General features: G+C 62.8%; 21 protein-coding genes and 1 tRNA gene. 18 read left to right on the forward strand and 4 right to left on the reverse strand.

What is annotated here, in order from left to right:
- The first annotated feature begins 188 nt into the window (after positions 1 to 188).
- The 3 genes from HMPREF1484_RS07115 to HMPREF1484_RS07125 all read left to right on the forward strand — a co-directional run bounded on the left by HMPREF1484_RS07115 (position 189) and on the right by HMPREF1484_RS07125 (position 3,914).
- Positions 189 to 1,151: a TatD family hydrolase gene (locus HMPREF1484_RS07115; RefSeq protein WP_016664360.1), complete on the forward strand. Its 963-nt coding sequence runs from the start codon at positions 189 to 191 to the stop codon at positions 1,149 to 1,151.
- Positions 1,148 to 2,047 carry a 16S rRNA (adenine(1518)-N(6)/adenine(1519)-N(6))-dimethyltransferase RsmA gene (gene rsmA / locus HMPREF1484_RS07120; protein WP_016664361.1) on the forward strand — a complete coding sequence of 300 codons (900 nt, stop codon included), beginning with the start codon at positions 1,148 to 1,150 and terminating at the stop codon, positions 2,045 to 2,047. Before HMPREF1484_RS07115 ends, rsmA begins: the two co-directional genes overlap by 4 nt.
- Positions 2,048 to 2,108: 61 nt before the next feature.
- Positions 2,109 to 3,914, forward strand: coding sequence for an ABC-F family ATP-binding cassette domain-containing protein (locus HMPREF1484_RS07125; protein ID WP_016664362.1), 1,806 nt, complete (start codon positions 2,109 to 2,111; stop codon positions 3,912 to 3,914).
- Positions 3,915 to 3,923: 9 nt separating this feature from the next.
- Here the strand turns inward: HMPREF1484_RS07125 and HMPREF1484_RS07130 are convergent, their stop codons facing one another.
- The 4 genes from HMPREF1484_RS07130 to HMPREF1484_RS07145 form a co-directional block, all read right to left on the reverse strand.
- Positions 3,924 to 4,259 (reverse strand): hypothetical protein, encoded by a 336-nt coding sequence (locus HMPREF1484_RS07130; RefSeq protein WP_016664363.1) that lies wholly within the window; start codon positions 4,257 to 4,259, stop codon positions 3,924 to 3,926.
- A complete protein-coding gene (locus HMPREF1484_RS07135) occupies positions 4,256 to 5,602 on the reverse strand; it encodes a hypothetical protein (protein ID WP_016664364.1) in 1,347 nt (448 codons plus the stop codon). Before HMPREF1484_RS07135 ends, HMPREF1484_RS07130 begins: the two co-directional genes overlap by 4 nt.
- Positions 5,599 to 6,810, reverse strand: a complete 1,212-nt coding sequence (locus HMPREF1484_RS07140; protein WP_016664365.1) for an SPFH domain-containing protein — start codon at positions 6,808 to 6,810, stop codon at positions 5,599 to 5,601. Before HMPREF1484_RS07140 ends, HMPREF1484_RS07135 begins: the two co-directional genes overlap by 4 nt.
- Positions 6,811 to 6,885: 75 nt before the next feature.
- Complete coding sequence (locus HMPREF1484_RS07145) at positions 6,886 to 7,545, reverse strand: TetR/AcrR family transcriptional regulator (RefSeq protein WP_232049693.1); 660 nt, start codon at positions 7,543 to 7,545, stop codon at positions 6,886 to 6,888.
- Between the two features lie 87 nt (positions 7,546 to 7,632).
- Here HMPREF1484_RS07145 and HMPREF1484_RS07150 point away from each other — a divergent pair.
- The 15 genes from HMPREF1484_RS07150 to HMPREF1484_RS07220 all read left to right on the forward strand — a co-directional run bounded on the left by HMPREF1484_RS07150 (position 7,633) and on the right by HMPREF1484_RS07220 (position 24,782).
- Positions 7,633 to 7,704: transfer RNA gene (locus tag HMPREF1484_RS07150), tRNA-Gln, on the forward strand.
- A 47-nt stretch (positions 7,705 to 7,751) separates the two neighbouring features.
- On the forward strand, positions 7,752 to 9,212 hold the full coding sequence (gene glmU / locus HMPREF1484_RS07155; RefSeq protein ID WP_016664367.1) for a bifunctional UDP-N-acetylglucosamine diphosphorylase/glucosamine-1-phosphate N-acetyltransferase GlmU: 1,461 nt from the start codon (positions 7,752 to 7,754) through the stop codon (positions 9,210 to 9,212).
- Between the two features lie 4 nt (positions 9,213 to 9,216).
- A complete protein-coding gene (locus HMPREF1484_RS07160) occupies positions 9,217 to 10,197 on the forward strand; it encodes a ribose-phosphate diphosphokinase (protein WP_016664368.1) in 981 nt (326 codons plus the stop codon).
- 225 nt (positions 10,198 to 10,422) lie between these two features.
- A complete protein-coding gene (locus HMPREF1484_RS07165) occupies positions 10,423 to 11,049 on the forward strand; it encodes a 50S ribosomal protein L25/general stress protein Ctc (RefSeq protein WP_016664369.1) in 627 nt (208 codons plus the stop codon).
- Between the two features lie 150 nt (positions 11,050 to 11,199).
- The gene (gene pth, locus HMPREF1484_RS07170) at positions 11,200 to 11,802 is read left to right on the forward strand and encodes an aminoacyl-tRNA hydrolase (protein ID WP_040386520.1); all 603 of its coding nucleotides are present in this window, start codon (positions 11,200 to 11,202) and stop codon (positions 11,800 to 11,802) included.
- Complete coding sequence (gene mfd / locus HMPREF1484_RS07175; protein WP_016664371.1) at positions 11,799 to 15,467, forward strand: transcription-repair coupling factor; 3,669 nt, start codon at positions 11,799 to 11,801, stop codon at positions 15,465 to 15,467. Before pth ends, mfd begins: the two co-directional genes overlap by 4 nt.
- Positions 15,467 to 16,483, forward strand: coding sequence for a MazG nucleotide pyrophosphohydrolase domain-containing protein (locus tag HMPREF1484_RS11810; RefSeq protein ID WP_016664372.1), 1,017 nt, complete (start codon positions 15,467 to 15,469; stop codon positions 16,481 to 16,483). Before mfd ends, HMPREF1484_RS11810 begins: the two co-directional genes overlap by 1 nt.
- Before the next feature lie 144 nt (positions 16,484 to 16,627).
- Positions 16,628 to 17,908: a phosphopyruvate hydratase gene (eno, locus tag HMPREF1484_RS07185; RefSeq protein WP_016664373.1), complete on the forward strand. Its 1,281-nt coding sequence runs from the start codon at positions 16,628 to 16,630 to the stop codon at positions 17,906 to 17,908.
- A gap of 19 nt (positions 17,909 to 17,927) precedes the next feature.
- Entirely contained in the window at positions 17,928 to 18,542 is a 615-nt protein-coding gene (locus tag HMPREF1484_RS07190) for a septum formation initiator family protein (RefSeq protein ID WP_147594907.1), read from the forward strand.
- A gap of 33 nt (positions 18,543 to 18,575) precedes the next feature.
- Positions 18,576 to 19,130: a DUF501 domain-containing protein gene (locus HMPREF1484_RS07195; RefSeq protein WP_016664375.1), complete on the forward strand. Its 555-nt coding sequence runs from the start codon at positions 18,576 to 18,578 to the stop codon at positions 19,128 to 19,130.
- Positions 19,127 to 20,092: a Ppx/GppA phosphatase family protein gene (locus HMPREF1484_RS07200; protein WP_016664376.1), complete on the forward strand. Its 966-nt coding sequence runs from the start codon at positions 19,127 to 19,129 to the stop codon at positions 20,090 to 20,092. The genes HMPREF1484_RS07195 and HMPREF1484_RS07200 overlap by 4 nt, the downstream gene beginning before the upstream one ends.
- 39 nt (positions 20,093 to 20,131) lie before the next feature.
- Positions 20,132 to 21,484 carry an NAD(P)/FAD-dependent oxidoreductase gene (locus tag HMPREF1484_RS07205; protein WP_034374785.1) on the forward strand — a complete coding sequence of 451 codons (1,353 nt, stop codon included), beginning with the start codon at positions 20,132 to 20,134 and terminating at the stop codon, positions 21,482 to 21,484.
- A gap of 193 nt (positions 21,485 to 21,677) precedes the next feature.
- Positions 21,678 to 22,460 carry a glucosamine-6-phosphate deaminase gene (nagB, locus tag HMPREF1484_RS07210; RefSeq protein WP_040386929.1) on the forward strand — a complete coding sequence of 261 codons (783 nt, stop codon included), beginning with the start codon at positions 21,678 to 21,680 and terminating at the stop codon, positions 22,458 to 22,460.
- Positions 22,461 to 22,524: 64 nt separating this feature from the next.
- Positions 22,525 to 24,021, forward strand: a complete 1,497-nt coding sequence (locus HMPREF1484_RS07215; RefSeq protein ID WP_016664379.1) for an NCS2 family permease — start codon at positions 22,525 to 22,527, stop codon at positions 24,019 to 24,021.
- A gap of 56 nt (positions 24,022 to 24,077) precedes the next feature.
- Complete coding sequence (locus HMPREF1484_RS07220; RefSeq protein ID WP_016664380.1) at positions 24,078 to 24,782, forward strand: class I SAM-dependent methyltransferase; 705 nt, start codon at positions 24,078 to 24,080, stop codon at positions 24,780 to 24,782.
- Positions 24,783 to 25,296 lie beyond the last annotated feature (514 nt).

Consider the following 25,296-nt stretch of genomic DNA (forward strand, 5'->3'; position numbering starts at 1 on the left):
GAAAAATCGGGGTGGCGCACGGGCTAGATTCCCCGGCTGGGTCCCACGGGATCGCCAAAGGGGAGTGCTCGCGCACAACAGGAATCAATCTAAGCATATTTTTGGCTTTTGCGCGCGCGAGGAGGCTTCGCGTGTGTTGGGCTTCACGGGCGCGGGGTCCGACGCTTGCCCCGCACTAGGATGGCCCCATGAGCAACGCAGTGAACTCTCGTTCTGCAACCGCCGAAAGCGGCCACACTCGCGATCTGACGTGGCCGGAGGCCCCCGAGCCTCTCCCCGGCCCCGTGATTGATAACCACGCACACCTCGACTTTTCCGACGGTGAGGGGTCACACGGCATCGAAGAACACGTCGCGTGGGCAGAGCGTGCCGGGGTACGCGGCATCATCACGATTGGCTGCGACCTCGTCTCAGCACGGTGGACGGCCGACGTTTTGCGCGGCGAGCACATTCCCTCCGAGCACCGAGCGTTCGTCGCAGAGCGCTTGCGCGGGGGTGTGTCGATCCACCCGAATGATGCGGTCAATCATGTCGTAACCGGCAAGGGACGCAACGGCGAGGAACTTTGCTCTCTTGACGAGGCAATAGCGGAGATTTCCGAACTTCTCGACACTCCCGGCATGGTGACGATTGGCGAGACCGGGCTCGACTGGTTCCGCACCTCCCGCAAGAAGCCCGAACGGCGTGATGCGCAGATCCAAAGCTTTCGCATGCATATCGCGCTCGCGAAAGAAAAGGGCCTTCCCATGCAAATCCACGATCGTGACGCGCATCGCGACGTTCTCGACGTTCTCGATACCGAGGGCACCCCGGAGCGCACGGTTTTTCATTGCTTTAGCGGAGACGCGCAGTTTGCGCGCGAGGCCCTCGATCGTGGCGCGTACCTGTCCTTCTCTGGTACCTCGACCTTCAAAAACGCCGCCTATCTTCGCGAGGCGCTTGCCATTACGCCTCTCAACCGCATCATGGTGGAAACGGATGCCCCGTTCCTCACGCCTGAGCCTTTCCGCGGCCGCCCCAACTCGAGCTACCTCATTCCGCACACGATGCGCGTGATCGCTGAGGCGAAGGGCCTGAGCCTCGAGGAGGCATGTGCGGGAGTCCTCGCGACCGAGCGAGAGGTCTACGGATTCGCGGGGGCAGAGGGGTGAGCGGCACTTCGCGCGCGCTCGATAGCGGTACGCGTCTTCTGACCCCGCGCGATATTCGTGCGCTTGCCGAAGAGCGTGGGATCACACCCACGAAGAAGCGTGGGCAAAACTTCCTGCTTGATGCCAACACCGTGCGCGCGATTGTCGAACGCGCGGGCGTGAAGCGCGGCGACGTCGTGCTTGAGGTCGGGCCGGGGCTCGGTTCACTCACGCTCGGTCTTCTCGATGCGGGTGCATTTGTCGGGGCAGTCGAGCTCGATGAGGCCCTTGCCGCGCTCCTGCCGTCTACCGTCGCGGCGAAGCAGCTGGAGAGCTCGCGCCTCGCGCTCGTACATGCGGATGCGCTCGCACTCACCGTGCTTCCGGTTCCGGACGGTGCACCCAGCGCTCCCACACGGCTCGTCGCGAACCTTCCCTACAACGTTGCGACCCCGATCCTCCTGACCATCCTTGAGCGCTTCGAGGTCATCACCGAGGCGCTCGTCATGGTCCAGCTCGAAGTCGCCGAGCGGATCGCCGCAAAGCCCGGCTCAAAAATCTATGGCGCGCCGAGCGCGAAGGCTGCGTGGTACGGCAGTAGCGAACTTGCAGGCCGTATCTCCAGGCGCGTGTTCTGGCCTGAGCCAAACGTCGGCAGCGCACTCGTGCGAGTGCGCCGCGACCGCGTGCAGGCCGAGGGGGAGGCCCCGCGCGAAGCGGTGTTCGACGTTATCGACCACGCTTTTCTCCAGCGTCGCAAAACTCTGCGGGCCGCGCTCAAGCCGTGGGCAGGAAGCGGCGAGCGCGCCGGGGCGATCCTCGAGCGCGCCGGCATCGATCCTCAGCGCCGCGGTGAAACACTTGCGATCGAGGAGTTCATCGCCATCGCCAATAGCGCGCGCGCCGAAGAGGGCTAGAGCATCACATCAGCGGCCCCGCCGTTTCGTCGGTCGGGCGGCAGGGACGTAGGCTCGTGGCGTGAGTCTTCTTCTTGTCGGCGCCGAACAGCTGCATCTTCAGTACCCGAATCGAGTCGTGCTCGATTCTGTCACCCTCGGTATTTTCGAGGGCGATCGCATTGGGATCGTGGGGCGCAATGGCGATGGCAAGAGTTCTCTCATTCGACTCCTGTTTGGCGAACTTGAACCGTACAGCGGGCGCGTGACGCCGAGGAACGGCGTGCGCATGGGGCTTTTGTCTCAGTCCGACAACTTGGACGAGACCTCGACAGTCGGGCAGGAAATCGTCGGAGATGCCCCCGAGCACGAGTGGGCCTCAGACCCAAAGATCCGCAACATTATTGCGGGGCTGCTGAGCGACATCCCGTTCGAGCGCAGCATCGGCGCGCTTTCCGGTGGCCAGCGCCGCCGCGTTGCGCTTGCCAAGCTGCTCGTGGGCGATTGGGACGTGATCGGTCTCGACGAGCCCACAAACCACCTCGACCTCGAGGGCATTCACTGGCTTGCACGCCACATCAAAGGGCGTTGGGGAGCTGGGCAAGGCGCCTTTATCGTCATCACCCACGATCGTTGGTTCCTCGATGAGGTTTGCACGTCGACGTGGGAGGTTCACGACGGCATCGTCGAGCCGTTCGAAGGTGGCTATGCTGCCTATGTTCTTCAGCGCGTCGAACGCGACCGTATTGCCGCGGCGACCGAGCAAAAGCGCCAGAACCTGGCCCGGAAGGAGCTCGCCTGGCTTCGCCGTGGCGCTCCGGCGCGAACGTCGAAGCCCCGCTTCCGTATCGAGGCAGCGAACGCCCTGATCGCGGATGTCCCTGAGGTGCGGAACCCATTGGAGCTCAAGCGCCTCGCGACTGCCCGGCTCGGCAAGGACGTCGTTGACCTCCTTGACGTGGGCGTGAGCTACGGCGATCACGTGATCTTTTCTGACGTCACGTGGCGCATCGCTCCGGGCGAGCGTACCGGCGTCCTCGGCGCCAACGGCGCCGGTAAGTCCACGCTCCTCAGTTTGATTGCGGGCACCCTTGAGCCTACGCAGGGCCGAGTTAAGCGCGGCAAGACCGTTGAGATTGCCGTCCTCGATCAGCAGTTCCGCGAGCTTCAGGACATCGCTGGCGAGCGCGTGCGCGACGTGCTCGCGCGCACGAAGACGACCTTCACGATCGATGGCAAAGACTTCACTCCCGCGAAATTGCTCGAGCGCCTCGGTTTTGCCAAGGATCACCTCTCCACACGCGTCGAGGATCTCTCGGGTGGCCAGCGTCGGCGCCTCCAGCTCCTCCTCGTGCTCTTGAGCGAACCGAATGTTCTCATTCTGGACGAACCCACGAACGACGTCGACACCGACATGCTCACGGCTCTCGAGGACATGCTCGATTCGTGGCCCGGAACTCTCATTGTCGTCTCGCACGATCGCTACCTCCTTGAGCGCGTGAGCGATCAGCAGTATGCGGTCATGGGAGGGACTCTCCGTCATCTTCCCGGCGGGGTGGACGAATACCTGTCGCTGCGCGCACAGGAAGAACGCGAACGCACGGGTGGGGGCGAAGGCAGTGCAAAATCCGACGCTACCTCGGCCCCGGCCAGCGGCCTCTCCGGCGCGGAGCGCAGGGCCGCCGAGAAGGAAGCCAGTGCGATTGAGCGACGCATCGATAAGCTCCGCTCGCAAATCGAGAACATCCACGCGGAGCTCACCGAGCACGACCCCACGGACTTCGAAGGCTTGACTGCGCTCGGTCAAAAAGTACGCGAGCGCGAGAGGGAGATCGCCGAGATCGAGGAGCGCTGGCTCGAGATCCTCGAGCAGATCGAAGAAGGCTGAAACGCGGCGCTAGGGGGAGATGCGGCGCACCCGCTCACGGGTATTGCCATTATTGCGCCCTGCCATGACCGTGCTTTTGACGCCGTTGCGACGCCTGCCGGGAGTATCGAACGCCTGGACATTCGACACGCCGATACGGGTCTCGCTTTCGAATCGATATTTCTTATCGGTGTTGCGGTAGCGCAGGAAGAAGAACGAGTAGATCGACGTGAAGACGATGAACGCGAGAACGAAGGGCGCGGCGATGACCGCAACGCTCACATCGTCGCCGCTACTCGAGCTAGATTCCGCGAGGATCTGGCCGGCGACGAGGATCGAACCGCTGGCCGTGAGAATGGGGCTCATAGGACGACCGCTCCAATCGCGAGGGGGAATGTGATGGCGAAGGTGGCGATCGCGGCGAGTGCAGCGCAGCCGAACAGCTTGACCTTGTCGACCGGAACCGAGCCCATCGTGCGGCCGTTTCGGCCGTTCACCGCGATGTAGTGGATCATGCCGGTGCGATCGTCCTGGTAGCTGTACAGCCAGATCGGAAGGTAGAGCGCAACCCAGCGCGTGCCGTGGATCTCGAGCTCTTCGCTTTCCCAGCGAACGCCGCGGTCGTAGTCGCGGATCATGAGGTCTGCACGTGAGCGAGCGATCGAGAGGAAGTTGCTTTCGACCGTGTCGTCGATGTCGTCGATATCGAGGTCGCGGCGCTCCGAGGTGAAGCCCGCAAGGTAGTTCGAGTTGTAGGCGACGGCGTTCTTCGTATCGAACGGGAGAATCGCGTTGAGCACATTGTTGGTGTTGATGCTCGTGTTCATGTTCGCGCGCGAACTGTTCGTTTCCGCAATGAGGTCGTCGACCGTGAAATCGAACTTGCGCCCGAGCGTGTATTCGCGAATATCCGAGACTCGTTCGTCCTGGTCGTTGCCGATGTGGCGCGTGTAGCGGCGGAGCGTGACCTCGCCTCGCCCCTCGATGGTTGCGGTGAGGTTGCCGTCGACTGTCATGTACGGCACGTACACGCCTACGACGTTCTCGGGCGTGAAGTTTGCCTTGAATTGGCTCGTGGCGAAGAATCGACGATCTCCGGCGAATTCGCGTACCTTTTCGACACCCTGTTCATGCGTGAGGGCGAAGGGCAACACGGCATCGGGAACGGCGCCATTCGGGATCTGCTGGTTGATCGATAGCACCTGGCGGCACCAGTGGCAGCGCGCCTGGAGCGATTCGTTCGCTTTGATAACGACCTCGGCACCGCAGCCCTGGCACTTGAGGGTAACGACGGTGGTGTCGACGGCGATGTCATGCGTACCCGAGCCGCGAACAACGCCCCGCAGCTGTTCGATGGGGGAGTCGAGTCCAAAGGCCGTTTCCGCGACCTTCTCGTTGAATTCGAAGCGGCAATACCGGCACACGAGCGCCTGGTGCTGGAGCGAGTAGCCGATGTCGGTCGAGCCGCACCTGGGGCATTTATCGAAGCCGTCAGCTTTCCCACTTGCCGTGTTGACGACGTGCTCGGGGGTGGGGTCAACGAGCGCATCAACAACGTCTTGCGACGCGGTCCGGCCCTTGACGACATTCGCATCACTCATGTCGGGGCCACTCACGTTCGGCGCTCCCTCGGGCGTGGGGCGCATCGAACCGGCCCCCGGGCCTTCGGAAGGCATGGGGGCCGGTTGCGGGCCGGGTGCGTAGGTCAAAGGCCGAGCGCCTTCTTCTTTGCCGCCTCGTAGTCAGCCTCGGTGATGAGACCCTGGTCGAGCATTTGCTTGAACTGGGCGAGTTTCTCCGCGGGGTTCGGCTCGGCGCCGCCTTGGTTGGACTGCGCCTGCTGGCTCTGCTGGCCCTGCGGGCTCTGGCCCTGGCCGGCGAACGGACCCGACGCTTGCGCAGGCTGCACGAGGCCTCCAACGGCACCGGCTCCCATGCCCATCATCGCGAGGCCCGTGCCGCCTCCGTTCTCGCCGGCGGACTGCACGCCGCGCGCGACAGCCTGGTTGACGAAGCTCTGGTTGCGGTTGCCCGAAAGCGCATCGGCAGCCTGAACATCCTTGAGGAGCTTTCGCGTGTTCTCGTCGTACTCAATCGACGCGATCGCGACTTTTTCGATGACGAGGCCGCGATCGGTCGTCCAGCGGTAGTTTTCTTCGACCACGCTCGAGAGGGAGGCCGCGAGCCCGAGCGAATCCGACTGGATTTTTGTGATGCGGTTGTTCTTGTCCGGGTCATTCGTGTAGCGCGAGAACGCCGGGGCGAGCGAGGAGACGACTTCCTGGAAGAGCTGGTTTGCGGCGTCGTTTTCGGTATCGGTGAAGTCGAAGATTGGTGCATTCGCCGAGATGTAAACGGCGGGAACCCAGTTGTGGATGAACAGGAGCGGATCCACGATGCGGATCGTGTAGGTGCCGCGTGCGACGGCTCCCACCTGGGCGTTCATGTACTGATCATCCCAGTAGATTTCCGATTGAGTGCCGAAACGGTTGTTCGGGAGCTCCTTGAGGCTCACAAAGAACGCGAGCTGCTGCGATCCTGGTTGGCCGCCAAACTTGAAACGCTCCCACGACGTCTCGAGCGTTGACGCAAGAATGCCGTCGTTCGCGAACACGGTGCGGGAATTCGGGTCGCCCGAATGCCACTCGTAGCCGCCCGCCTCGGTAATGAGGCCGGTGACACGGCCGTCCTGGAGCGTGACGAGAGCGTAGCCCGCCGGCACGACAATCCGCGATCCGTTGCTAATGATGTTTTCGCTGCCGCGAGTGTTCGAGCCGCGCCCCGCGTTTGTTCCTCGCGGAACCGCGGGGAAAAGGGCCGCGGTGGGCGGGAGGTTGGAGGGGACGGTCAGAAAGTCCTTCCACTGATCGGCAAAAGTACCGCCCAGCGCGTCCTTGAAAGCCTGGATGAAACCCACGAAATCTCCTCTGTTAGAGCCGACGGACCGAGTATAGAGGATCTAGGTCACAGACAAACGGTGTTATCTGTGGGGTTATTTCTTCTTCGAGTGTCGGTTGGTCGTGAGGAGCCTCGGTTCAGATTCGAGGCCGCGAAGCCCGTTCCACGCGAGGTTCACAATATGGCTCGCGACAACCTCTTTCGAAGGGCGACTCGTCTCAAGCCACCACTGGCCGGTGTAAGAAACGATTCCGACGAGCATCTGCGCGTACATCGCCGCGTGCAGCGACGTGTACTTCTGTGCACGCATGTGCCTCACGAGAAGGTCTTCGACCTGGCTCGCGACGTCCACGAGAAGCGCCGAATACGTTCCCGACGTTTGTGAAGCCGGGGAGTCGCGCACGAGAATTTGGAAACCGTCCTCGTTTTCCTCGATATAGGTCAAGAACGCGAGCGCGGCCTTCTCCACGAGTACGCGGGGGTGCTGGTGAACATCGTGGAGCGCATCTCCAAGGACGCGCAGGAGGTGATCCGTTTCGCGATCGACGATCACGGCATAAAGACCCTCCTTGCCTCCAAAGTGCTCATAGACGATCGGCTTCGACACTCCTGCCTTCGCCGCAACTTCCTCGACACTCGTCGCGTTGTAACCCCTCTGCGCAAAAAGTGAGCGGCCGACGACGACAAGCTGCTCGCGTCGCTGGCGGCCCGTCATGCGGGGAGAGCGAGCGCGAGGGGGACGTGAATCAGACATGTGCAACATTTTCGCACGCCGAGGCGCGTACCGTTTTCGCTCTCGCGGCTTGAGGGGCTAGGCTTGTCCCCGGCGCCCTCGGGCCCATCCGCGATGGTGTAATCGGCAACACCCCAGTTTTTGGTTCTGGTATTCCAGGTTCGAGTCCTGGTCGCGGAACGATCCAGCACCGGATTCATCGCACCGGACACAAGGAGCACCTTTCCGTGGCACATTATTCGCCCGCAGCTGTCGTCGTCCTCGCAGCCGGCGCAGGAACTCGCATGAAATCCGCTCTTCCCAAGGTTCTCCACCCCGTATGTGGCACCTCGATGCTCATGCACGCGATCAACGCAGCGCGCGGAACGGGCGCCGGCGAGATCGTCGCGGTCGTCCGCCACGAGCGTGAACAGGTTCTCTCTCACCTCGCGCAGAACGCTCCCGAGGTCGTCACCGCCGATCAGGATGATATCCCCGGCACTGGCCGCGCCGTTCAATGCGGTCTCGACAAGGTTGAGGCGACCGTCGGAACCGTACTCGTGACCTACGGCGACGTCCCCCTGCTCCAGTCAGAAACGCTCCGCGCCTTCGTCCAGGCCCACGAGGAGTCTGAATCGTGCGTGTCGATCCTCACCGCTCACCTCGACGACCCGACCGGATACGGCCGCATCGTGCGCAGCGCCGACGGCTCCCAGGTCGAAGCTATCGTCGAGCATAAGGACGCGAACGACGAGCAGCGTTCGATCACCGAAATCAACTCGGGAATCTGTGCATTCGACCTGGCATTCTTGCGCGAAGCCCTCACGAAAGTTGGCACCGATAACGCCCAAGGCGAGATGTACCTCACCGACGTTCCCGGTATCGCCCGTGCCGAGGGGCAAAAAGTCACCGCGTACGTCATTGATGACGCAATCCAGGTGGAAGGCGCCAACGATCGGGTCCAACTCAGCGAGCTCGGTGTCGAAATGAACCGTCGGACCCTCGTGCGCCACATGCGCGCCGGCGTGAGCGTCATCGATCCCTCCTCGACGTTCATCGACCCCGAAGTCGAGATTGGGCAGGACACGACAATCCTCCCCGGCGTGCAGTTGCACGGGCACTGTGTCATTGGCGGCGACGTAACCGTTGGGCCGGACACGACCCTGACCGACGTCACCATTCACGACCGAGCCGAGGTTGTGCGCACTCACGGCTTCGGCGCGGTCATCGGGGAAGGGGCGACCGTGGGGCCCTTCACCTACCTGCGGCCGGGGACCGTTCTCGGCGCCCGCGGCAAGATCGGTGGCTTCTGCGAAACCAAGAATGCGGAGATTGGCGATGGCGCAAAGGTTCCCCACCTTTCCTACGTGGGTGATGCCGAGATCGGCGAGGGGACGAACATTGGTGCGGCAACGATCTTTGCGAACTACGATGGGGTGAACAAGCACAGGAGTGTCGTCGGCAAACACGTGCGCGTTGGAAGCGACAGCGTCCTCGTCGCACCTGTGACAATCGGCGACGGTGCGGCAACGGGAGCTGGAACGATCGTCCTTAAAGACGTCCCGCCCGGCGCCCTTGCCGTGAACGCTACGAAGCCTCGCATTACCGAGGGGTGGACGCTCACCAAGCGCACGGGCACCGCCGCGGCCGAAGCCGCCGAACAAGCGCTTGACCACGACTCTCGAACCGCAACCACCGAGGAGAAGTAAAACGATGAGCGGCATCATCACCAGCGGAGAAAAGCACCTCGTTCTCGTTTCGGGGCGCGCCCACCCCGTGCTCGCCGAGGAAGTCGCCAAGGAACTCGGTGTTGACCTTCTCCCGACGGACGCGTGGGATTTCGCCAACGGCGAGATCTACGTGCGCTACGGTGAGAGTGTGCGCGGGGCGGACGTCTTCGTTCTCCAGTCGCATCCGGCTCCCATCAATAACTGGCTCATGGAGCACCTCATCATGGTGGACGCGCTCAAGCGCGCGTCCGCGAAGCGCATCACGGCGATCGCCCCGAGCTACCCGTACGCTCGCCAGGACAAAAAACACCGTGGCCGCGAGCCGATCTCGGCCCGACTGGTCGCCGATCTGTATAAGACCGCCGGAATCGACCGCCTCATCTCGGTGGACCTGCATGCGCCGCAGGTTCAGGGCTACTTCGACGGTCCCGTCGACCACCTCATGGCCATGCCCATCCTCGCGAAGTACGTCGAGTCGACCTACGGCGACGAAGATCTGTGCGTTGTCTCGCCAGACGCCGGCCGCATCGGCGTGGCTGAGAAGTGGGCGAAGCGCCTTGGTGGCGTGAACCTTGCCTTCGTGCACAAATCGCGCGACCCGCGTCGCCCCAACCAGGCCGTTGCGAAGCGCATCATCGGTGACGTGCAAGGAAAGACCTGCATCCTCGTCGACGACATGATCGATACCGCGGGAACGATCGTGCAGGCCGTCGAAGCCCTCACGAAGAACGGCGCGAGCTCCGTGGTAGTGGCCACGACGCACCCGATCTTCTCGGACCCGGCCGTTGAGCGCCTCAAGAATTCGGCGGTGCGCGAGGTTATCGCGACCAACACGCTGCCCATCCCCGAGGAAAAGCAGTTCGAGAATCTCACGATCCTTTCGATCGCACCGCTTCTCGCACGTGCGATCCGTGCCGTCTTCGATGACGGCTCTGTGACCTCGCTGTTCGACGGCGACGCCTAATCACCTCGTCTGTCACCGGTCGCGCAGTCTGCTCGGCGTGACGTGCCTCGCTTCACGTCGCACTTTGTCGAGTGACTACGCGGCCGTGCCGTATGATTGGACGGTACTTCGGCGAGGGAGGGGCTTCGACCCACTCCGTTATCGACGCGGTTGAATCCTTGGGCTCGTGCTCCCACGTGCTCGGGGCGCGCCGTCTCGCCCCGCTTCACACCCAAGGAGTTTCACATGGCCGAGAACATCAAGGTCGACATCCGTTCCGACTTCGGCAAGGGCTTTGCACGCCGCATGCGCGCCGAAAGCAAGATCCCCGCGGTCCTGTACGGCCACGGCACCGAGCCGGTTCACCTCGCGCTCCCGTATCACGCGACGGCTCTTGCCGCGCGTCACTCGAACGCTCTTCTCGAGCTTGAGATCCCGAACGCTGAAAACGAGCTCGCGATCATCAAGGACATTCAGCGCCACCCGCTCTCGCGCGACATTCTCCACATCGACCTCCTCATCGTGAAGCGCGGCGAGAAGGTTGAGGTTGACATCCCCGTGACCGTCGAAGGCGAGCCTCAGTCGCCCGCCGTTGCCGTGGTTGACATTCAGGAGATCACCCTCCTCGCCGATGCACTCAGCCTTCCCGAACACATCGTCGTCGACGTTGAGGGCAAGGTCGAAGGCGATGCGATCTACGCCGGTGACCTCGATCTTGGAGACGCCGAGCTCGTTACCGATCCCGAGTTCCTCGTGGTGTCGATCCAGGTCCCGCAGGTCGACGAGGCCGACCTCGAGACGCCTGGCTCCGAGGACGACGAGGAAGCGGCAGAGGATGCTGCCGAGGAGTCGTCGGAGGGCGACGACGAGTGAGTTCTGATCCGCGACTTCGCGGATCGTGAAATCTAATGCAGGGGCGTCGCACACAGGTGCGGCGCCCCTGTAGCCTTTTCGGGGGCCGACGGTCGCCGGCCAGCCGGCGGTGACCAGGTTTTCTCCTGGATTAGTGCGGAAAGTAGAGTTGTGAGCGAGACGATGCTGATTGTGGGCCTCGGGAACCCTGGCCCCAAGTATGAAGCGACGAGACACAATGTCGGGCACATGGTGCTTGATCGACTTGCCGAGTGGGCCGGCGCCTCGTTCAAACGGCACAAAAAGGCCAATGCTTCAGTTATTGAGGGGCACATGGGGGCGCCGGGTACCGGCCGCCGGGTGATTCTGGCGAAACTTGGGTGCTACATGAACACTTCGGGTGGGCCCGTGTCTGCGCTCGCGCAGTACTACGGGATCGAGCCTGAGAATCTCATCGTCGTACACGATGAGATCGATACGCAGTTCGGTGCGATTAAAGCGAAGATCGGCGGGGGAGAAGGCGGTCACAACGGCCTTCGTGATATCTCGCGTGCGCTCGGCACCAAAGACTATTTGCGCGTGCGCGTCGGCGTGGGGCGTCCCCCGCAGGGGCGCGATACCGCGGATTTCGTCCTGGCTCCTTTTTCCTCGTCGGAGCGCAAGGTACTTGATGACCTCGTGACCTCGGCCGGGCAGTGCGTGGAGATGCTCGTGGAGCAGGGCCTCGTGGCGGCGCAGCAGGAGTTTCATTCGCGCGAGGCGATCCGCCCGTGAGCATCGCCCCCGTTCTCGCCGCCGCGGCGCACTCTGCTGATCTCGCGCGCTTCGTCGAAGCGCGTTCCACCGCCGAGGGCGTATCGATCATCGCCCCGAGCGGCATGCACCCGCTTTATCTTGCCGAGGCCGCTTCGCGCAGGGGACCGTCGGACCCGCTCGTCGTGGTGACCGCAACGACGCGTGAAGCAGAAGATCTTGCCGCCCAGATCGAGGCTCTCGTCCCGGCCGCGAAGGTTGCGCTGTTCCCCGCCTGGGAGACTCTTCCGCACGAGAGGCTTTCGCCGCGTAGCGACACGGTCGCGCGTAGGCTTTCCACGCTCTATTCACTGGCGCATCCGGACGAAACGGGTGGGGTCGAGGTACTCATGGTGCCTGTGCGTGCACTCGTGCAGCCGATGGCGCGCGGACTTGAGAATCTAGCGCCGGTTCATCTCGAGCGCGGCGACTTCATTGCGATCGACGAGCTTGTGGAGAAGCTCGTCGGTGCGGCGTACTCGCGCGTGGACATGGTCTCCTCGCGCGGTGAGTTTGCGGTGCGTGGCGGTATTGTGGACGTGTTCCCGCCGACACTCTCGCATCCCGTCCGCCTCGATTTTTTCGGCGACGAGCTTGAAGAGATCCGTTTCTTTTCCGTCGCGGATCAGCGCTCGATGGAGGATACTCTCGAAGCGTTCGATGCACCCGCGTGCCGTGAGATTCTTCTGACGGAGGACGTGCGCGCGAGAGCACGCGCCGCGATCGCGCAGCTGCCCGGCGCCGCTGACATCCTCTCGCGGCTTGCGGAGGGCATTGCCGTCGAGGGCATGGAGTCGCTGACTCCGCTTCTGGTGGGGGAGATGGTGAGCCTCGCGGACCTACTTCCCGAGCATTCGAGCCTTGTGTTCGTCGAGCCCGAACGCATTCGCACGCGTGTCGATGAGCTCGTGCGCACAACGGAAGAGTTCCTTGAGGCGGCGTGGTCGAGTGCAGCGCAGGGCGGTGCCGTGCCGATCGATGTGTCGCAGGCAAGCTTCTCGTCGCTCGAGGACACACTCGGCGAGCTTGAGGCCCGACACCTCCCGGTCTCCACGCTTGCCCCGTTCGGGCTCGATGCCGACCTCACGTCCGAGGCGAAGCCGCACCCTGGATACGGCGGCTCGATCGCGAATGCGGCGCGCGACCTCGCACAGCACGTCAGTGACGGATGGCGAATCGTCCTCACGACCGCTGGAGCGGGTACCGGGCGCCACATCGCCGAGTCGCTCACTGAGGCGGGTGTCACGGCGCGGTTCAGCGCTGATCTCGACGAGGAGCTTTCCCGCTCGCACGTGAGCATCACGACCGGGCCGATCACCGAGGGAATCCTCCTCGAGGACATCAAACTCATGCTCTTGTGTGAGCGAGACATGACGGGGAAATCGGCCGCTCGCCGATCTGGTGGCAAGAAACTTGCCGCACGCCGCCGCGCGATGGTCGATCCGCTCCAGCTGTCGCCCGGGGACTATGTCGTTCACAACCACCACGGAGTCGGGCGGTTCGTGGAGATGACGAGCCGCACCGTAGGCACGGGCGATAAGCGCGCGACCCGCGAATACCTCGTCATCGAGTACGCGAGCTCGAAGAAGGGCCAGCCTGGTGATCGCCTCTACGTCCCGAGCGACCAGCTCGACCAGGTGACGAAGTACGTCGGAGGCGAGGCCCCGAGCGTGAACAAGATGGGCGGAAGCGACTGGTCGAAGACCAAGTCGCGTGCGCGCAAGGCCATCCGGGAGATCGCCGATGAACTCGTGAGGCTCTATAGCGAGCGCCAGCGCAGTTCGGGCTTTGCCTTCTCGCCCGATACCCCGTGGCAACACGAACTCGAGGACGCCTTCGAGTACACGGAAACTCCCGATCAGCTTTCGACGATCGACGACATCAAGCGGGATATGGAAAAGCCACTTCCCATGGATCGCCTCGTGTGCGGTGACGTCGGCTACGGCAAGACCGAAGTTGCGGTACGCGCGGCCTTCAAGGCTGTGCAGGATGGCAAACAGGTGGCGGTCCTATGCCCGACGACTCTTCTCGCTCAGCAGCACGTCGACACCTTCACAGAGCGATACGCGGGCTTTCCCGTCAACGTGCGTGGGCTTTCGCGCTTCCAAACCAAGGCTGAATCGGATGCGGTGATCGAGGGGCTCAAGGACGGTTCGGTCGACGTAGTGATCGGGACGCATCGCTTGCTCACGGGGCAGGTGCGTTTCAAGGACCTGGGGCTCATCATCGTGGACGAGGAGCAACGCTTCGGTGTTGAGCACAAGGAGACTCTCAAAGCATTGCGCACCAACGTCGATGTGCTGTCGATGTCGGCAACCCCGATTCCCAGGACCCTCGAGATGGCCGTCACGGGCATCCGTGAGCTTTCCACTCTCGCGACTGCGCCAGAGGAGCGCCATCCCGTGCTCACCTACGTTGGCGCGCACGAGGATGCTCAGGTCAAGGCCGCGATCCGCCGCGAACTCTTGCGTGAGGGGCAGGTGTTCTTCATCCACAACCGCGTCGAGGATATTGAGCGCACCGCCGCGCACTTGCGTGAGCTCGTGCCCGATGCACGAGTGGAGGTCGCCCACGGCAAGCTTAACGAGGCCCAACTCGAGCGAGTCATCCTCGACTTTTGGGAGAAGCGCTTCGACGTACTCGTGTGCACGACGATTGTGGAAACGGGCCTCGACATTTCGAACGCAAATACCCTGATCGTGGAGAATGCGGACAGATTTGGTCTCTCGCAGCTTCACCAGCTTCGCGGAAGGGTGGGGCGCTCGCGCGATCGCGCCTACGCGTACTTCCTGTATCCGGCGACGAAACCGCTCACGGAAACAGCGCACGATCGCCTCACGACGCTTGCGACGCACTCGGAGCTCGGTGCAGGCATGCAGGTCGCGATAAAGGACCTCGAGATCCGCGGGGCAGGGAACTTGCTCGGCGGCGAGCAGTCCGGGCACATTGCCGGTGTGGGCTTTGACTTGTACGTACGCATGGTCGGCGAGGCTGTCGCAGCGTTCAAGGGCGAATTCGACCATACGGCGAAGGACACGAAGGTCGAATTGCCCCTGAACGCGCACATTCCCGTCGAGTACATCGATTCCGAGCGCCTACGCCTCGAGGCATACTCGAAGATTTCGGCGTCGAAGAGTGTCGACGAGCTCGAGAGCGTGCACTCCGAGCTCGAGGACCGTTACGGCGTGCCGCCTGCGGAGGTCGAGCGTCTCTTTCACGTCGCGCGCTTCCGCCTGGATGCCTCCGAAGCTGGGATCGACGAGGTGCAGGTACAGGGCAAGATGATCCGCTTCGCGCACGTGGACGTCACGGACAGCGTGCAGCTCAAGCTCCGCAGGTTGTATCCGGGAACGGTGCTCAAGCCTGCCCTTCGCCAGGTTCTCGTCCCGCATCCGCGCACTCAGCGTGTCGGTGGTATTCCCCTCACCGACGAGGCCCTGCTCGAGTTCTGCCGCGGCGTGATTGCACAGCTGAAGCCCGCATGGGCGAAAGAACGGGGTATCGAGCTTGCCGAGCAGCCGTCGGAACCCTCCCGCCCGCGTTCGTTCGGTTCGCGATCACCGCGCGCAAGTAGGCTCGAAAACTCACGTCGTGACGCGCCGCAAGGGACGCGCCAGGCGGGTCTTGGACGAAAGGGGCACGCGTGATGAACGGGTCTTTTTCGGGCGAGCTCAAGGTTGTTCCCGTTTCGCCCCTGAATGCGCCAGGGCTTATGACGGCGCGCGGCTGGGACACTCTCAGGGGCGCCGCGAGCGTTGCCCTGTCGTGCGCGCACCCGGCGTGGGAGGCACACGTGCGCGAGGCCGGGATCGAGTGCGTGCGGCTTGAAAGCGCAAGTGCACACGAGCTTGCGCGCTCGGTCGGCGCGTGGCTCGAGGATTCCGACGGCTGCCCGGGCGGGTATCTCGCCTGGCTCTGCGATTCCGAGCACCCCCACCTTCCGTCGCCTATCGAGACGATTGGCGCGCTCGAAGAGGCCTCCGGTGGGCCCATCGATGCGGATTATGTTTTCGCGTCCCCCGTCGCTCCCGGCGCTGCGGTCGTCGAGTCGGTGAGGATCATGCACGAGCTTCGAAGCCCAGGGGGTGATCCGTGGAGCGCTGCCCAGACACACGGTTCTCTTTCGCGATACTTGCTCGAGGAAACCCACGAAGTTCTTGCTGAACTTGAGCGCGAGCCGATTCGTACGTCGGAGCTCGTTGACGAGTTCGGGGACCTGCTGTTTCAGCTCGTGTTTCATGCCCGAATCGGCATGGAGGAAGCTGAGCCGTGGACGCTGGATTCGGTTGCCCGGTCTCTCAACGCGAAAATGTATCGCCGAAACCCGCATGTGTTTGGACCCGAGCGCGAGGATTTGAGCATTGAGGAGATTACGGCGCGGTGGGACCGCATCAAGTCGCAGGAGAAGCCGCGCCGTGCACTCGCCGAGGGGATTCCACTCGCCCTTCCCGCACTCCAGCGGGCGTTCAAGATCGCCGCGCGTGCGCAAGCTGCGGGGCGGGAGGAAGAGCTCAGGGCTGTCGTTGAGAACAGCGCGTCGAATGGGAGTATCGCCTCTCGAATAATGGCGATCGTGCTCGAGGCTGCAGCGCGTGATGAGGATCCCGAATCGGCTCTTCGCGCACTCGTGGCGAGGGTCGAGGCGCAATTGGCTCGCGACTGAGGTCCCACTCCGTGACCTGGGTCGCATTCGCCGCGCCGGGGGTGCGCAAAACCCTTCAGGTAGATCACACGATCCGCACTAGACTTGAGGGCGAAGGTCAAAGGCGACCCGCCACTTGAAAATCCTGACTAAGGAGGCCATCTCATGGCATTCATCTTCGACGTTCGCGGTCGCGAGATTCTTGATTCGCGCGGCAACCCCACCGTTGAGGTCGTTCTGACGACCGACGAGGGCTACCAGTTCCTCGGCCAGGTTCCTTCGGGTGCCTCGACCGGTGCATTTGAGGCCGTTGAGCGCCGCGATGGTGACAAGGGCCGTTACCTCGGCAAGGGCGTTTCGCAGGCTGCCGCCGCGGTTGCCGAAGAGCTCTCCGAAAAGATCGAGGGCATGGACGTGACCGACCAGCGCGCGATCGACCTCGCGATGATTGACGCGGACGGCACCGACAACAAGGGCAAGATCGGCGCGAACGCCATTCTCGGCGTGTCGATCGCTGTCGCGAAGGCTGCCGCTGCGGAAGCAGAGCTGCCCCTCTACCGCTACGTGGGCGGTCCGAACGCACACGTGCTTCCCGTCCCCATGATGAACATCCTCAACGGTGGCTCGCACGCGGATTCGAACGTGGACATCCAGGAGTTCATGATCGCCCCGATCGGTGCCCCGACCTTCGTCGAGGCAGTCCGTATGGGTGCCGAGGTTTACCACAACCTCAAGAAGGTTCTCCACGACCGTGGTCTCGCGACGGGTCTCGGTGACGAGGGTGGCTTCGCGCCGAACCTCGAGTCGAACCGCGCCGCTCTCGATCTCATCATCGAGGCCATCGAGAAGGCTGGCTACACCCCGGGCAAGGACGTCGCGCTCGCTCTCGACGTTGCTGCGTCGGAGTTCTTCGAGGACGGCTCCTACCTCTTCGAGGGTGAAAAGAAGTCTGCCGAGGACATGATCGCCTACTACGGCGAGCTCGTTGAGTCCTACCCGCTCGTCTCGATTGAGGACCCGCTCGACGAGGAAGACTGGGACGGCTGGGTTGCCATCACCGAGAAGCTCGGCGAGAAGGTTCAGCTCGTTGGCGACGACCTCTTTGTGACCAACCCCGTGCGTCTCGGTAAGGGCATCGAAAATGGTGCCGCCAACGCGCTCCTCGTGAAGGTGAACCAGATCGGCACCCTCACCGAGACCTTTGAGGCCGTGGATCTGGCGACCCGCAATGGCTTCTCCTCGATGATGTCGCACCGCTCCGGCGAGACCGAGGACACCACGATCGCCGACCTCGCTGTCGCGCTTGGTACGGGCCAGATCAAGACCGGTGCTCCCGCTCGCGGTGAGCGCGTCAACAAGTACAACCAGCTCATCCGTATCGAGGATGAGCTCGGCGACTCGGCCGTCTACGCGGGCGCTTCGGCATTCCCGCGCTTCAAGGCCTGAGCGGTTTACGATAGGGCTCATGCCTGATTCGTTAAAGCACCGAAGGGGCGCCCCGTCGAGACCGGCGGGGCGCTCCTCGGCGTCGCGGCGGCGAACTCCCGCAGCCGCCCCCTCCACGCCTACCGGTCGCGCGAGTCGTCGCCGCACGAAGGCTGGGCACACCGCATCGGCGCGCACGGCAACTTCGGTAAGTGCGGGTGCGCGCAAGGTGCTGGCTCCTATTGCGGGGCTCACGGGGCGCTCGCTCGTGCTGCTGGCGATTACGCTTCTCGCGCTCGTGGCGCTCGTTCCCACCGTAAATGGGTACGTCATGCAGCAACAGCGCCTCAGCACCCTTCGTGCGCAGGTTGCCCAGCAAGAACGCGAGGTCGAAGGACTCGAGGCTCAGGTTGCGCGGTGGGAAGATCCGACGTTTGTCTCCGCGCAAGCGCGCGAACGTTTGCTCTTCGCCTACCCCGGGGAAACGCAGTATCGCCTGACAGATTCAAGTGGCGCCGAGGTTCCTCAAACAACTCAGGCCGCGCAGGCGGAACAGCGCGCGAAAACTGCGTGGTTTGGCACGATGTGGGATTCGCTCGTGGCCGCAAGTCAGGCCGCTCCTCCCGAGGACCCCGCCGAAAAGCAAGGCCCCTGAGGCCGATAGTTGCCCGAAAGGTTGTAGTGCTTTATGCCAACACCGCTTGATCCACTTCCGTTCGAGAGCGAGGCAACCGAGGCGGATCTCGCCCTCATGGCTCGCCAGCTTGGTCGAACGATGCGTGGCGTGCATTCGATCGCACGTCGCTGCGCGTGCGGGGCTCCCGCCGTTGTGCGCACGGTGCCGCGTCTGAGCGATGGATCGCCGTTTCCCACGAGCCTTTACCTCACGCTTCCGTCGATGGTCGAGGCCTGCTCGCGACTCGAGGCGCGGGGGTTGCTTGCTGAGTGGACCGCCGAGCTGGAAGAGAACAGTGAGCTTCAGCAGAGCTATGCGCGCGCCCACGAGCGGTACCTGGAGCGGCGCTCCGAACTCGGTAGTGCCGACGAGATCGATGGCATCAGTGCAGGCGGGATGCCGCACCGCGTGAAGTGCCTCCATGCCGTGGTCGGCCAGGCCCTTGCCGAGGGGCCGGGCGTGAACCCGTTTGGTGACCGCGCCCTCGAACTGGCCTCTGATGATACGACGATCGATCGATGCCGATGCGACCTCACCCCCGCAATGCTTGAGGAGGAAGGCGCATGAGCCGCAGGGTCGCCGCGATCGACTGCGGCACTAATTCGATTCGTCTTCTCGTCGCGGAAGAAGCGCCCGACGGCTCCTTGCGCGATATCGCGCGGGAGATGAAAATTGTGCGCCTCGGTCACGGGGTGGACCGCACAGGGCGCCTCGATCCTGAAGCGATCGACCGCACTCTTGAGGCCACTCGTCAGTATGCACGCGTGATCGAGCAAAACGCTGTCGAAGGCGTGCGCTTCGCAGCAACGAGTGCAAGCCGCGACGCTGAGAACCGAGCGGAGTTCATCGACGGGGTTCGGGAGATTCTCGGCATTGAACCCGAGGTCATCGAAGGGACCGAAGAGGCGGTGCTGAGCTATCGCGGTGCCGTGGCGACTCTTCCCGATCCCGGACCCTCGCCTCGCCTGATCGTTGATATCGGTGGCGGTTCAACCGAACTGGTCTACGGCGAGGATGCGCCGCGAGCCGAGATCAGCCTCGACATGGGGTCTGTTCGCCTCACGGAGCGCCACTTGAGCGCCGACCGCGTGAGTGAGGGCGACATTGAGGCCGCTGTCCGCGATATCGACGCGCTTATTGATGAGGCTTCTCAGACGATCGATTTTTCCGCAGTTCGCGGCATCGTGGGAGTCGCGGGAACCGTCACGACTTTGACCGCCGTTGCCCTCGGCCTCGAGGAATACACGCCCGAGGTGAGCCACGGCGCAAGCATTGATGCCGAGGAATTCACGGCTCTTAGCTATCGAATTCTTCGATCGAGCGCGGCGGAGCTCTCGGCGCTCCCGGCGATCCACCCGGGACGGATAGACGTGATCGGCGCGGGCGCGCTTATTTGGGCACGGATCCTCGAACGGGTTGCGAACGAAGGCACACTCGAGCGCGTCACGACGAGCGAACACGACATTCTCGATGGACTCGCGATGAGCGTGCTCGATTCACTCAGTTTGGAAGCGCCTCAACGTGGTTGAATTGCATCGTTAGCGATGTGGAAAGGCAAGTTCACACACATGAACATCAATTCAGGAAACAAGCCGCACGTTCTCGTTCTCGGCGGCGGAAGCGTTGGTATGAACGTCGCAGCTGAGCTGCGCAAGAAGGCCGGCAACAACGTTGCCATCACGGTCGTCGACACTCGTCCCTACCTCACCTATCAGCCATTCCTCCCGGAAGTTGGCGCCGGTGCGATTGACCCGCGCAACGTGCTCGCGCCGTTGCGCAAGGTCCTGCAGGGCACCAAGGTCGTCACCGGATCGGTCGAGACCATCTCGCACGCGGATCGCGTCGTGACGGTCGCTCTCGAGGGCGATGAAACGATCGAGATCAGCTACGACTACCTCGTCGTGGGGCTCGGTTCCGTTCCGCGCACGCTCCCGATCCCGGGCCTTGCTGAAAACGCTATTGGGTTCAAGTGGGTCGAGGAAGCCGTGGCCGTGCGCGACCGCATCCTCAGCAACCTCGCCGAGGCAGCTTCGACCAAGGATCCCGAAACCCGCAAGCGCCTGCTGACCTTCACCTTCGTCGGCGGTGGCTTCGCTGGCTCGGAAGCCATTGCCGAAGCTGAAGACATGGTCTCCGCAGCTCTGCGTTACTACCCCGATCTTCACCCCTCGGATGTCCGCTTCGTCATGATCGAAGCTATGGGTCGAATTCTTCCCGAGGTTGGCGAAGAACTCGGTAAGTATGCTCTCAAGCAGTTCCGTGAGCGCGGCATCGAGGTCAAGCTCGAGACCTTCCTCAATTCGTGCGAGGACGGCATTGTCAAGACCTCCGACGGTGACGAATTCGCCTCGGACCTCATCGTGTGGTGTGCCGGCATCAAGCCGAACCCCGTCCTCGAGAACTCGGATCTGCCGCTCAACCAGACCGGCCGCCTTGACTGCCTCGCCGACCTCCGCGTCAAGGGCGAGGACGGCCCCCTCGAGGGTGTTTTTGCAGCCGGCGACTGCACGACCGTTCCGGATCTCGCCTCGGGCGAGGGCAAGGTTTGCCCGCCGAATGCTCAGCACGCCGTGCGCCAGGCGAAGTGCCTCGCTGACAACGTTGCGCGCGCGATCGACTCGCGCCCGCTCGTGGACTACTACCACAAGAACCTCGGCACGATGGCAACCCTCGGCATGTTCAAGGGCGTCGGAACGCTGTTCATCGGCGACAAGAAGGTCGAGCTTAAGGGCATTCCCGCATGGCTCGGCGCTCGCGCCTACCACGTCTATGCCATGCCTACGCTCGGCCGTAAGGCCGGTGTCGTCGCGGGTTGGGTGAGCTCGTTGCTCGGCAACCGCGAAATTCTCGGTATCGCCCAGGCGACAGAACCCCGCAAGGCCTTTGAGCTTGCGGCGGCGTCGACGCCGAAGAAGAAGTAAGCCCCGTTTGGGGAAATGGCGCGGAGCTTTCGCGCCAAAACGCAAGGCCCGGCACCTCGAGGTGCCGGGCCTTGCTGGTCTCTTCTCGAAGTACGTATGCTTGCAGGAGCACATGAGCGAGCCCACCATGGGCGTAAGCGGAGACCGGCCAGCGTCGGCCCTCCCGCGCCCCCAGAACGAAGCCGGAGATGCCATGGAAATCTACATTCGCCCCACCGCCGACGACGCGAGCGTGGTCGTTGCCGATCACATCGAGGCTGCTATTCGCGAAGCAGATGGTGGCCCCGTCACTCTCGGCCTCGCGACGGGGTCCTCGCCGATCGCGGCTTATGACGAACTCGCGCGGCGTCACCGTGACGAGGGCCTGAGCTTTGCGAATGTCACTGTCTTCATGCTCGACGAGTACGTGGGGCTTTCGCCCGAGCACCCCCAAAGCTACGCGCGTTTTATTCGCGAGCACCTTGTTGAAAAGGTGGATCTCGACACTGCGAAGGTGTTTTGCCCTCGCGGTGACACGGGGGATCCGGTTGCCGAAGCAGCCCGGTATGACGCCGCGATCAAGGATGCAGGCGGCGTTGATCTCCAGCTCCTCGGGGTCGGGGCGACCGGTCACATCGGCTTTAACGAACCGGGCACGTCGCTCGCTTCGCGCACGCACCTGGTGACGCTCACCCCCAAGACGATCGCTGACAACTCGCGTTTCTTCGATTCGAAAGATGACGTTCCCATCCACGCCATCAGCCAGGGAGTCGGCACAATCCGCGAGGCCAGGAAACTTCTCCTCATCGCAACGGGGGAGAACAAGGCTGAAGCCGTTCGCCAGACAATCGAGGGAGGGGTGAGTGCCCGCTGGACATCGACCGCGCTCCAGCTTCACGAGGACGCCACCATCGTTGTGGATAGCTCCGCGGCCTCGAAGCTCGACTACCTCGACTACTACCGCTTTATCGACGCTAATCGCCCCGAAAAGAAGTAAAACTCGAGTTCTTCGTCTCGCTGGCCCGGCCCAAAGCGTTGCTTTGGCCGGGCCTTTTCCTACAATGGGAGCCATGTCCCAAACCCACAGTGCTCCCTCAAAGGGTGCGGCTTTCTCGCGCCTCGATTCGTTTTTCTCGATCTCTAAACGCGGTTCGACGGTCGGCCGTGAAGTGCGTGGCGGCATGGTCACGTTCTTTGCGATGTGTTACATCGTTGTACTGAACCCGCTCATTATCGGCACCGTGCCGGATTCGACCGGCATGTACCTCGGCGGTGGAACCGAGCCGAATATGCCCGCTGTTGCCGCGGGAACGGCGCTGATTGCTGCCGTGTGTTCGATCTTCATGGGAGCGTGGGCGAATTTCCCGCTCGCGATGGCGGCGGGTCTCGGGCTCAACGCGTACCTCGCCTACGGCGTCGTATCACTGCCCGGCATGACCTGGGCCGGTGCGATGGGGCTCGTGCTCGTGGAAGGCATCATTATTCTTTTGCTCGTTCTCACGGGCTTTCGCAAGGCGGTATTCCTCGCGGTCCCGCAGTTCCTCAAGACCGCCATCGCTGTGGGCATGGGCCTGTTCATCGCGTTTATTGGGCTCATCAACGCCCGCTTCGTGACCACCGGTGGTGGCACCCCCGTGCAGCTCGGTAACTCAGGCTCGCTCATTGGCTGGCCTACAGCCGTGTTCGTCTTCGGGCTCATCCTCATGATCGTGCTGTGGGTGAGGAAGGTCCCCGGCGCGATTCTCATCGCGATTATCGCTGCGACAGTGCTCGCCATTGTCATCGAGAACACCGTCGGAATCGGTCAGTTCGCCCCCGCCACTGACGCCGATGCAGGTAACCCTTACGGCTGGTCCATGAACGTGCCCGCCCTGAGCGGAAGCGCGTTCGCACTGCCCGATTTCAGCACCCTGTTCCAGGTCGATCCGGTCGGTGGACTGCGCGCCATCGGTGTCGTCGGCGCCATCATCGTCGTGTTCTCCCTCCTCCTCGCAGACTTTTTCGACACGATGGGCACCATGGTTGCGGTTGGCACCGAGGCAGGGCTCGTTGACGACAACAGCGATGTCGAGAACAGCCAGCGGATCCTCATCGCCGACTCTGTCGGGGCGATCATGGGTGGCGTCGGTGGTGTCTCCTCCAACACGAGCTTCGTTGAAAGCGCGACCGGCGTCGGTGAAGGCGCCCGGACGGGCCTCGCGACCGTCGTCACTGGCCTGTGTTTCGTCGTCGCGATGTTCCTATCGCCGATCGTCGCTCTCGTGCCGTACGAGGCTGCGACCCCGGCCCTCGTCCTCGTCGGATTCCTCATGATGAGCCAGGTCGTGGACATCGATTTCAGTGACCTCACGAAGGCTATTCCCGCCTTCCTCACGATCATCCTCATGCCGTTCGCGTACTCGATCACCGTGGGCATGGGGGCGGGCTTCATCCTGTACGTGGTCATCCAAATTGTCGTGGGCAACGCGAAAAAGGTGCATTGGCTCATGTATGTCGTGAGCGCACTGTTCGTGATGTACTTCCTCCGTGATGCACTCACGGGGCTCATCGGGCTCTGACGCGCCCGTACCCCGCGTTGCGCGCACCGCGACCTCGATCAGGCACAATAGACCCCATGACGCGAGCTGATCTCACCAAGAACCCCGCCGACGTCTCGACTATGTTTGACGGCGTCGCTGGGCGCTACGACCTCCTCAACACCGTCCTTGCCTTCGGTCAGGATCGAGGGTGGCGATCGGCGATGGTGGAAGCGCTCGATCTGCCGAAGGGGAGCGGAGCTCGCGTACTTGATGTGGCGGCCGGGACCGGTACCTCGAGCGCGGCGATCGCGCGTGCGGGTCACCGGGTTCTTGCGTCTGATTTTTCGGCTGGCATGATGGCGGAGGGGCGCAAGAGGCAACCACACATCCCCTTCGTGGGGGCCGACGCTACCAACCTCCCGTTCACGTCAGATTCATTTGATGCAGCCGTCATTAGTTTCGGTCTGCGCAATGTCGTTGAACCGCGAAAAGCTCTCTCCGAAATGGCGCGCGTGGTGAAGCCGGGCGGGACCGTCGTCGTGTGCGAGTTTTCGACCCCGAACAATCGCGCGTTCCGCCACGTCTACTCGCGCTACATCATGGGAATGCTGCCGCACGTGGCATCGCAGGTATCGGCGAATGGTGCTGCTTACAGCTACCTCGCCGAGTCAATTCTTGCCTGGCCCGATCAGGAGGGCCTACGCGAGTGGTTCCTTGAGCTCGGGCTCGAACGAGCGCAGTATCGCAACCTCAGCGGCGGCATCGTCGCGCTCCACAGGGGCTACGTCCCGCACGCCTAGGTCGGCCCGCGAGGTCGCAGTGACTTCGCGTCTTTGAATTGTCTCTGTCTGCAGTACGCAGCCAGGACCCCTTACCGACGTCTCGCGCAAATACCTCGGATCTTTCCGTGCCGGAGCGAGAGGAGCTGGCCAGTTTTTGGGGTGTTTTATGGTGTGGGCCACGAGTTGGGGTGTGTGGTTTGCGCAGGGGTGGTGTGGGGCGTAGTGTTTTTCCTCGTTGCCCCGGAGGAATGTGGCGGGTGCTTGCTGGTTGTTGCTGGTGGGTGCGTGTGGTGTTTCTTGGTTGTTGGGCTGGGCTTTCGCTCTTGTTCGTGTTGCGGATCACGCGGCGTGGATTTGACGGGGTGGGTCTGGTTCGGTAAGTTGTAGGGGTTGCTCCAAAACGAAGTGCTCGTGTGAGTGTGGGTGTTTGGGTGCGTGTGTTGTTTGATATCTCAATAGTGTGTCTGTTTATTGATGCCAATTTTTTTTGGCAGGAACATTGAATTTCTTGTTCAATTTCTGGATGGTCAGC

It is taken from the genome of Dermabacter sp. HFH0086, assembly GCF_000413375.1.
GTDB classification, from domain to species: Bacteria; Actinomycetota; Actinomycetes; order Actinomycetales; family Dermabacteraceae; genus Dermabacter; species Dermabacter hominis.

Excerpts from the sequence above, each read along its gene's own strand:
- HMPREF1484_RS07115 (WP_016664360.1), top strand. The coding sequence starts at position 189 with ATGAGCAACGCAGTGAACTCTCGTTCTGCAACCGCCGAAAGCGGCCAC.
- HMPREF1484_RS07130 (WP_016664363.1), bottom strand. The coding sequence starts at position 4,259 with ATGAGCCCCATTCTCACGGCCAGCGGTTCGATCCTCGTCGCCGGCCAG.
- HMPREF1484_RS07145 (WP_232049693.1), bottom strand. The coding sequence starts at position 7,545 with ATGTCTGATTCACGTCCCCCTCGCGCTCGCTCTCCCCGCATGACGGGC.
- HMPREF1484_RS07160 (WP_016664368.1), top strand. The coding sequence starts at position 9,217 with ATGAGCGGCATCATCACCAGCGGAGAAAAGCACCTCGTTCTCGTTTCG.
- HMPREF1484_RS07165 (WP_016664369.1), top strand. The coding sequence starts at position 10,423 with ATGGCCGAGAACATCAAGGTCGACATCCGTTCCGACTTCGGCAAGGGC.
- HMPREF1484_RS11810 (WP_016664372.1), top strand. The coding sequence starts at position 15,467 with ATGAACGGGTCTTTTTCGGGCGAGCTCAAGGTTGTTCCCGTTTCGCCC.
- eno (WP_016664373.1), top strand. The coding sequence starts at position 16,628 with ATGGCATTCATCTTCGACGTTCGCGGTCGCGAGATTCTTGATTCGCGC.
- HMPREF1484_RS07190 (WP_147594907.1), top strand. The coding sequence starts at position 17,928 with ATGCCTGATTCGTTAAAGCACCGAAGGGGCGCCCCGTCGAGACCGGCG.
- HMPREF1484_RS07195 (WP_016664375.1), top strand. The coding sequence starts at position 18,576 with ATGCCAACACCGCTTGATCCACTTCCGTTCGAGAGCGAGGCAACCGAG.
- HMPREF1484_RS07200 (WP_016664376.1), top strand. The coding sequence starts at position 19,127 with ATGAGCCGCAGGGTCGCCGCGATCGACTGCGGCACTAATTCGATTCGT.
- HMPREF1484_RS07205 (WP_034374785.1), top strand. The coding sequence starts at position 20,132 with ATGAACATCAATTCAGGAAACAAGCCGCACGTTCTCGTTCTCGGCGGC.
- nagB (WP_040386929.1), top strand. The coding sequence starts at position 21,678 with ATGGAAATCTACATTCGCCCCACCGCCGACGACGCGAGCGTGGTCGTT.
- HMPREF1484_RS07215 (WP_016664379.1), top strand. The coding sequence starts at position 22,525 with ATGGGAGCCATGTCCCAAACCCACAGTGCTCCCTCAAAGGGTGCGGCT.
- HMPREF1484_RS07220 (WP_016664380.1), top strand. The coding sequence starts at position 24,078 with ATGACGCGAGCTGATCTCACCAAGAACCCCGCCGACGTCTCGACTATG.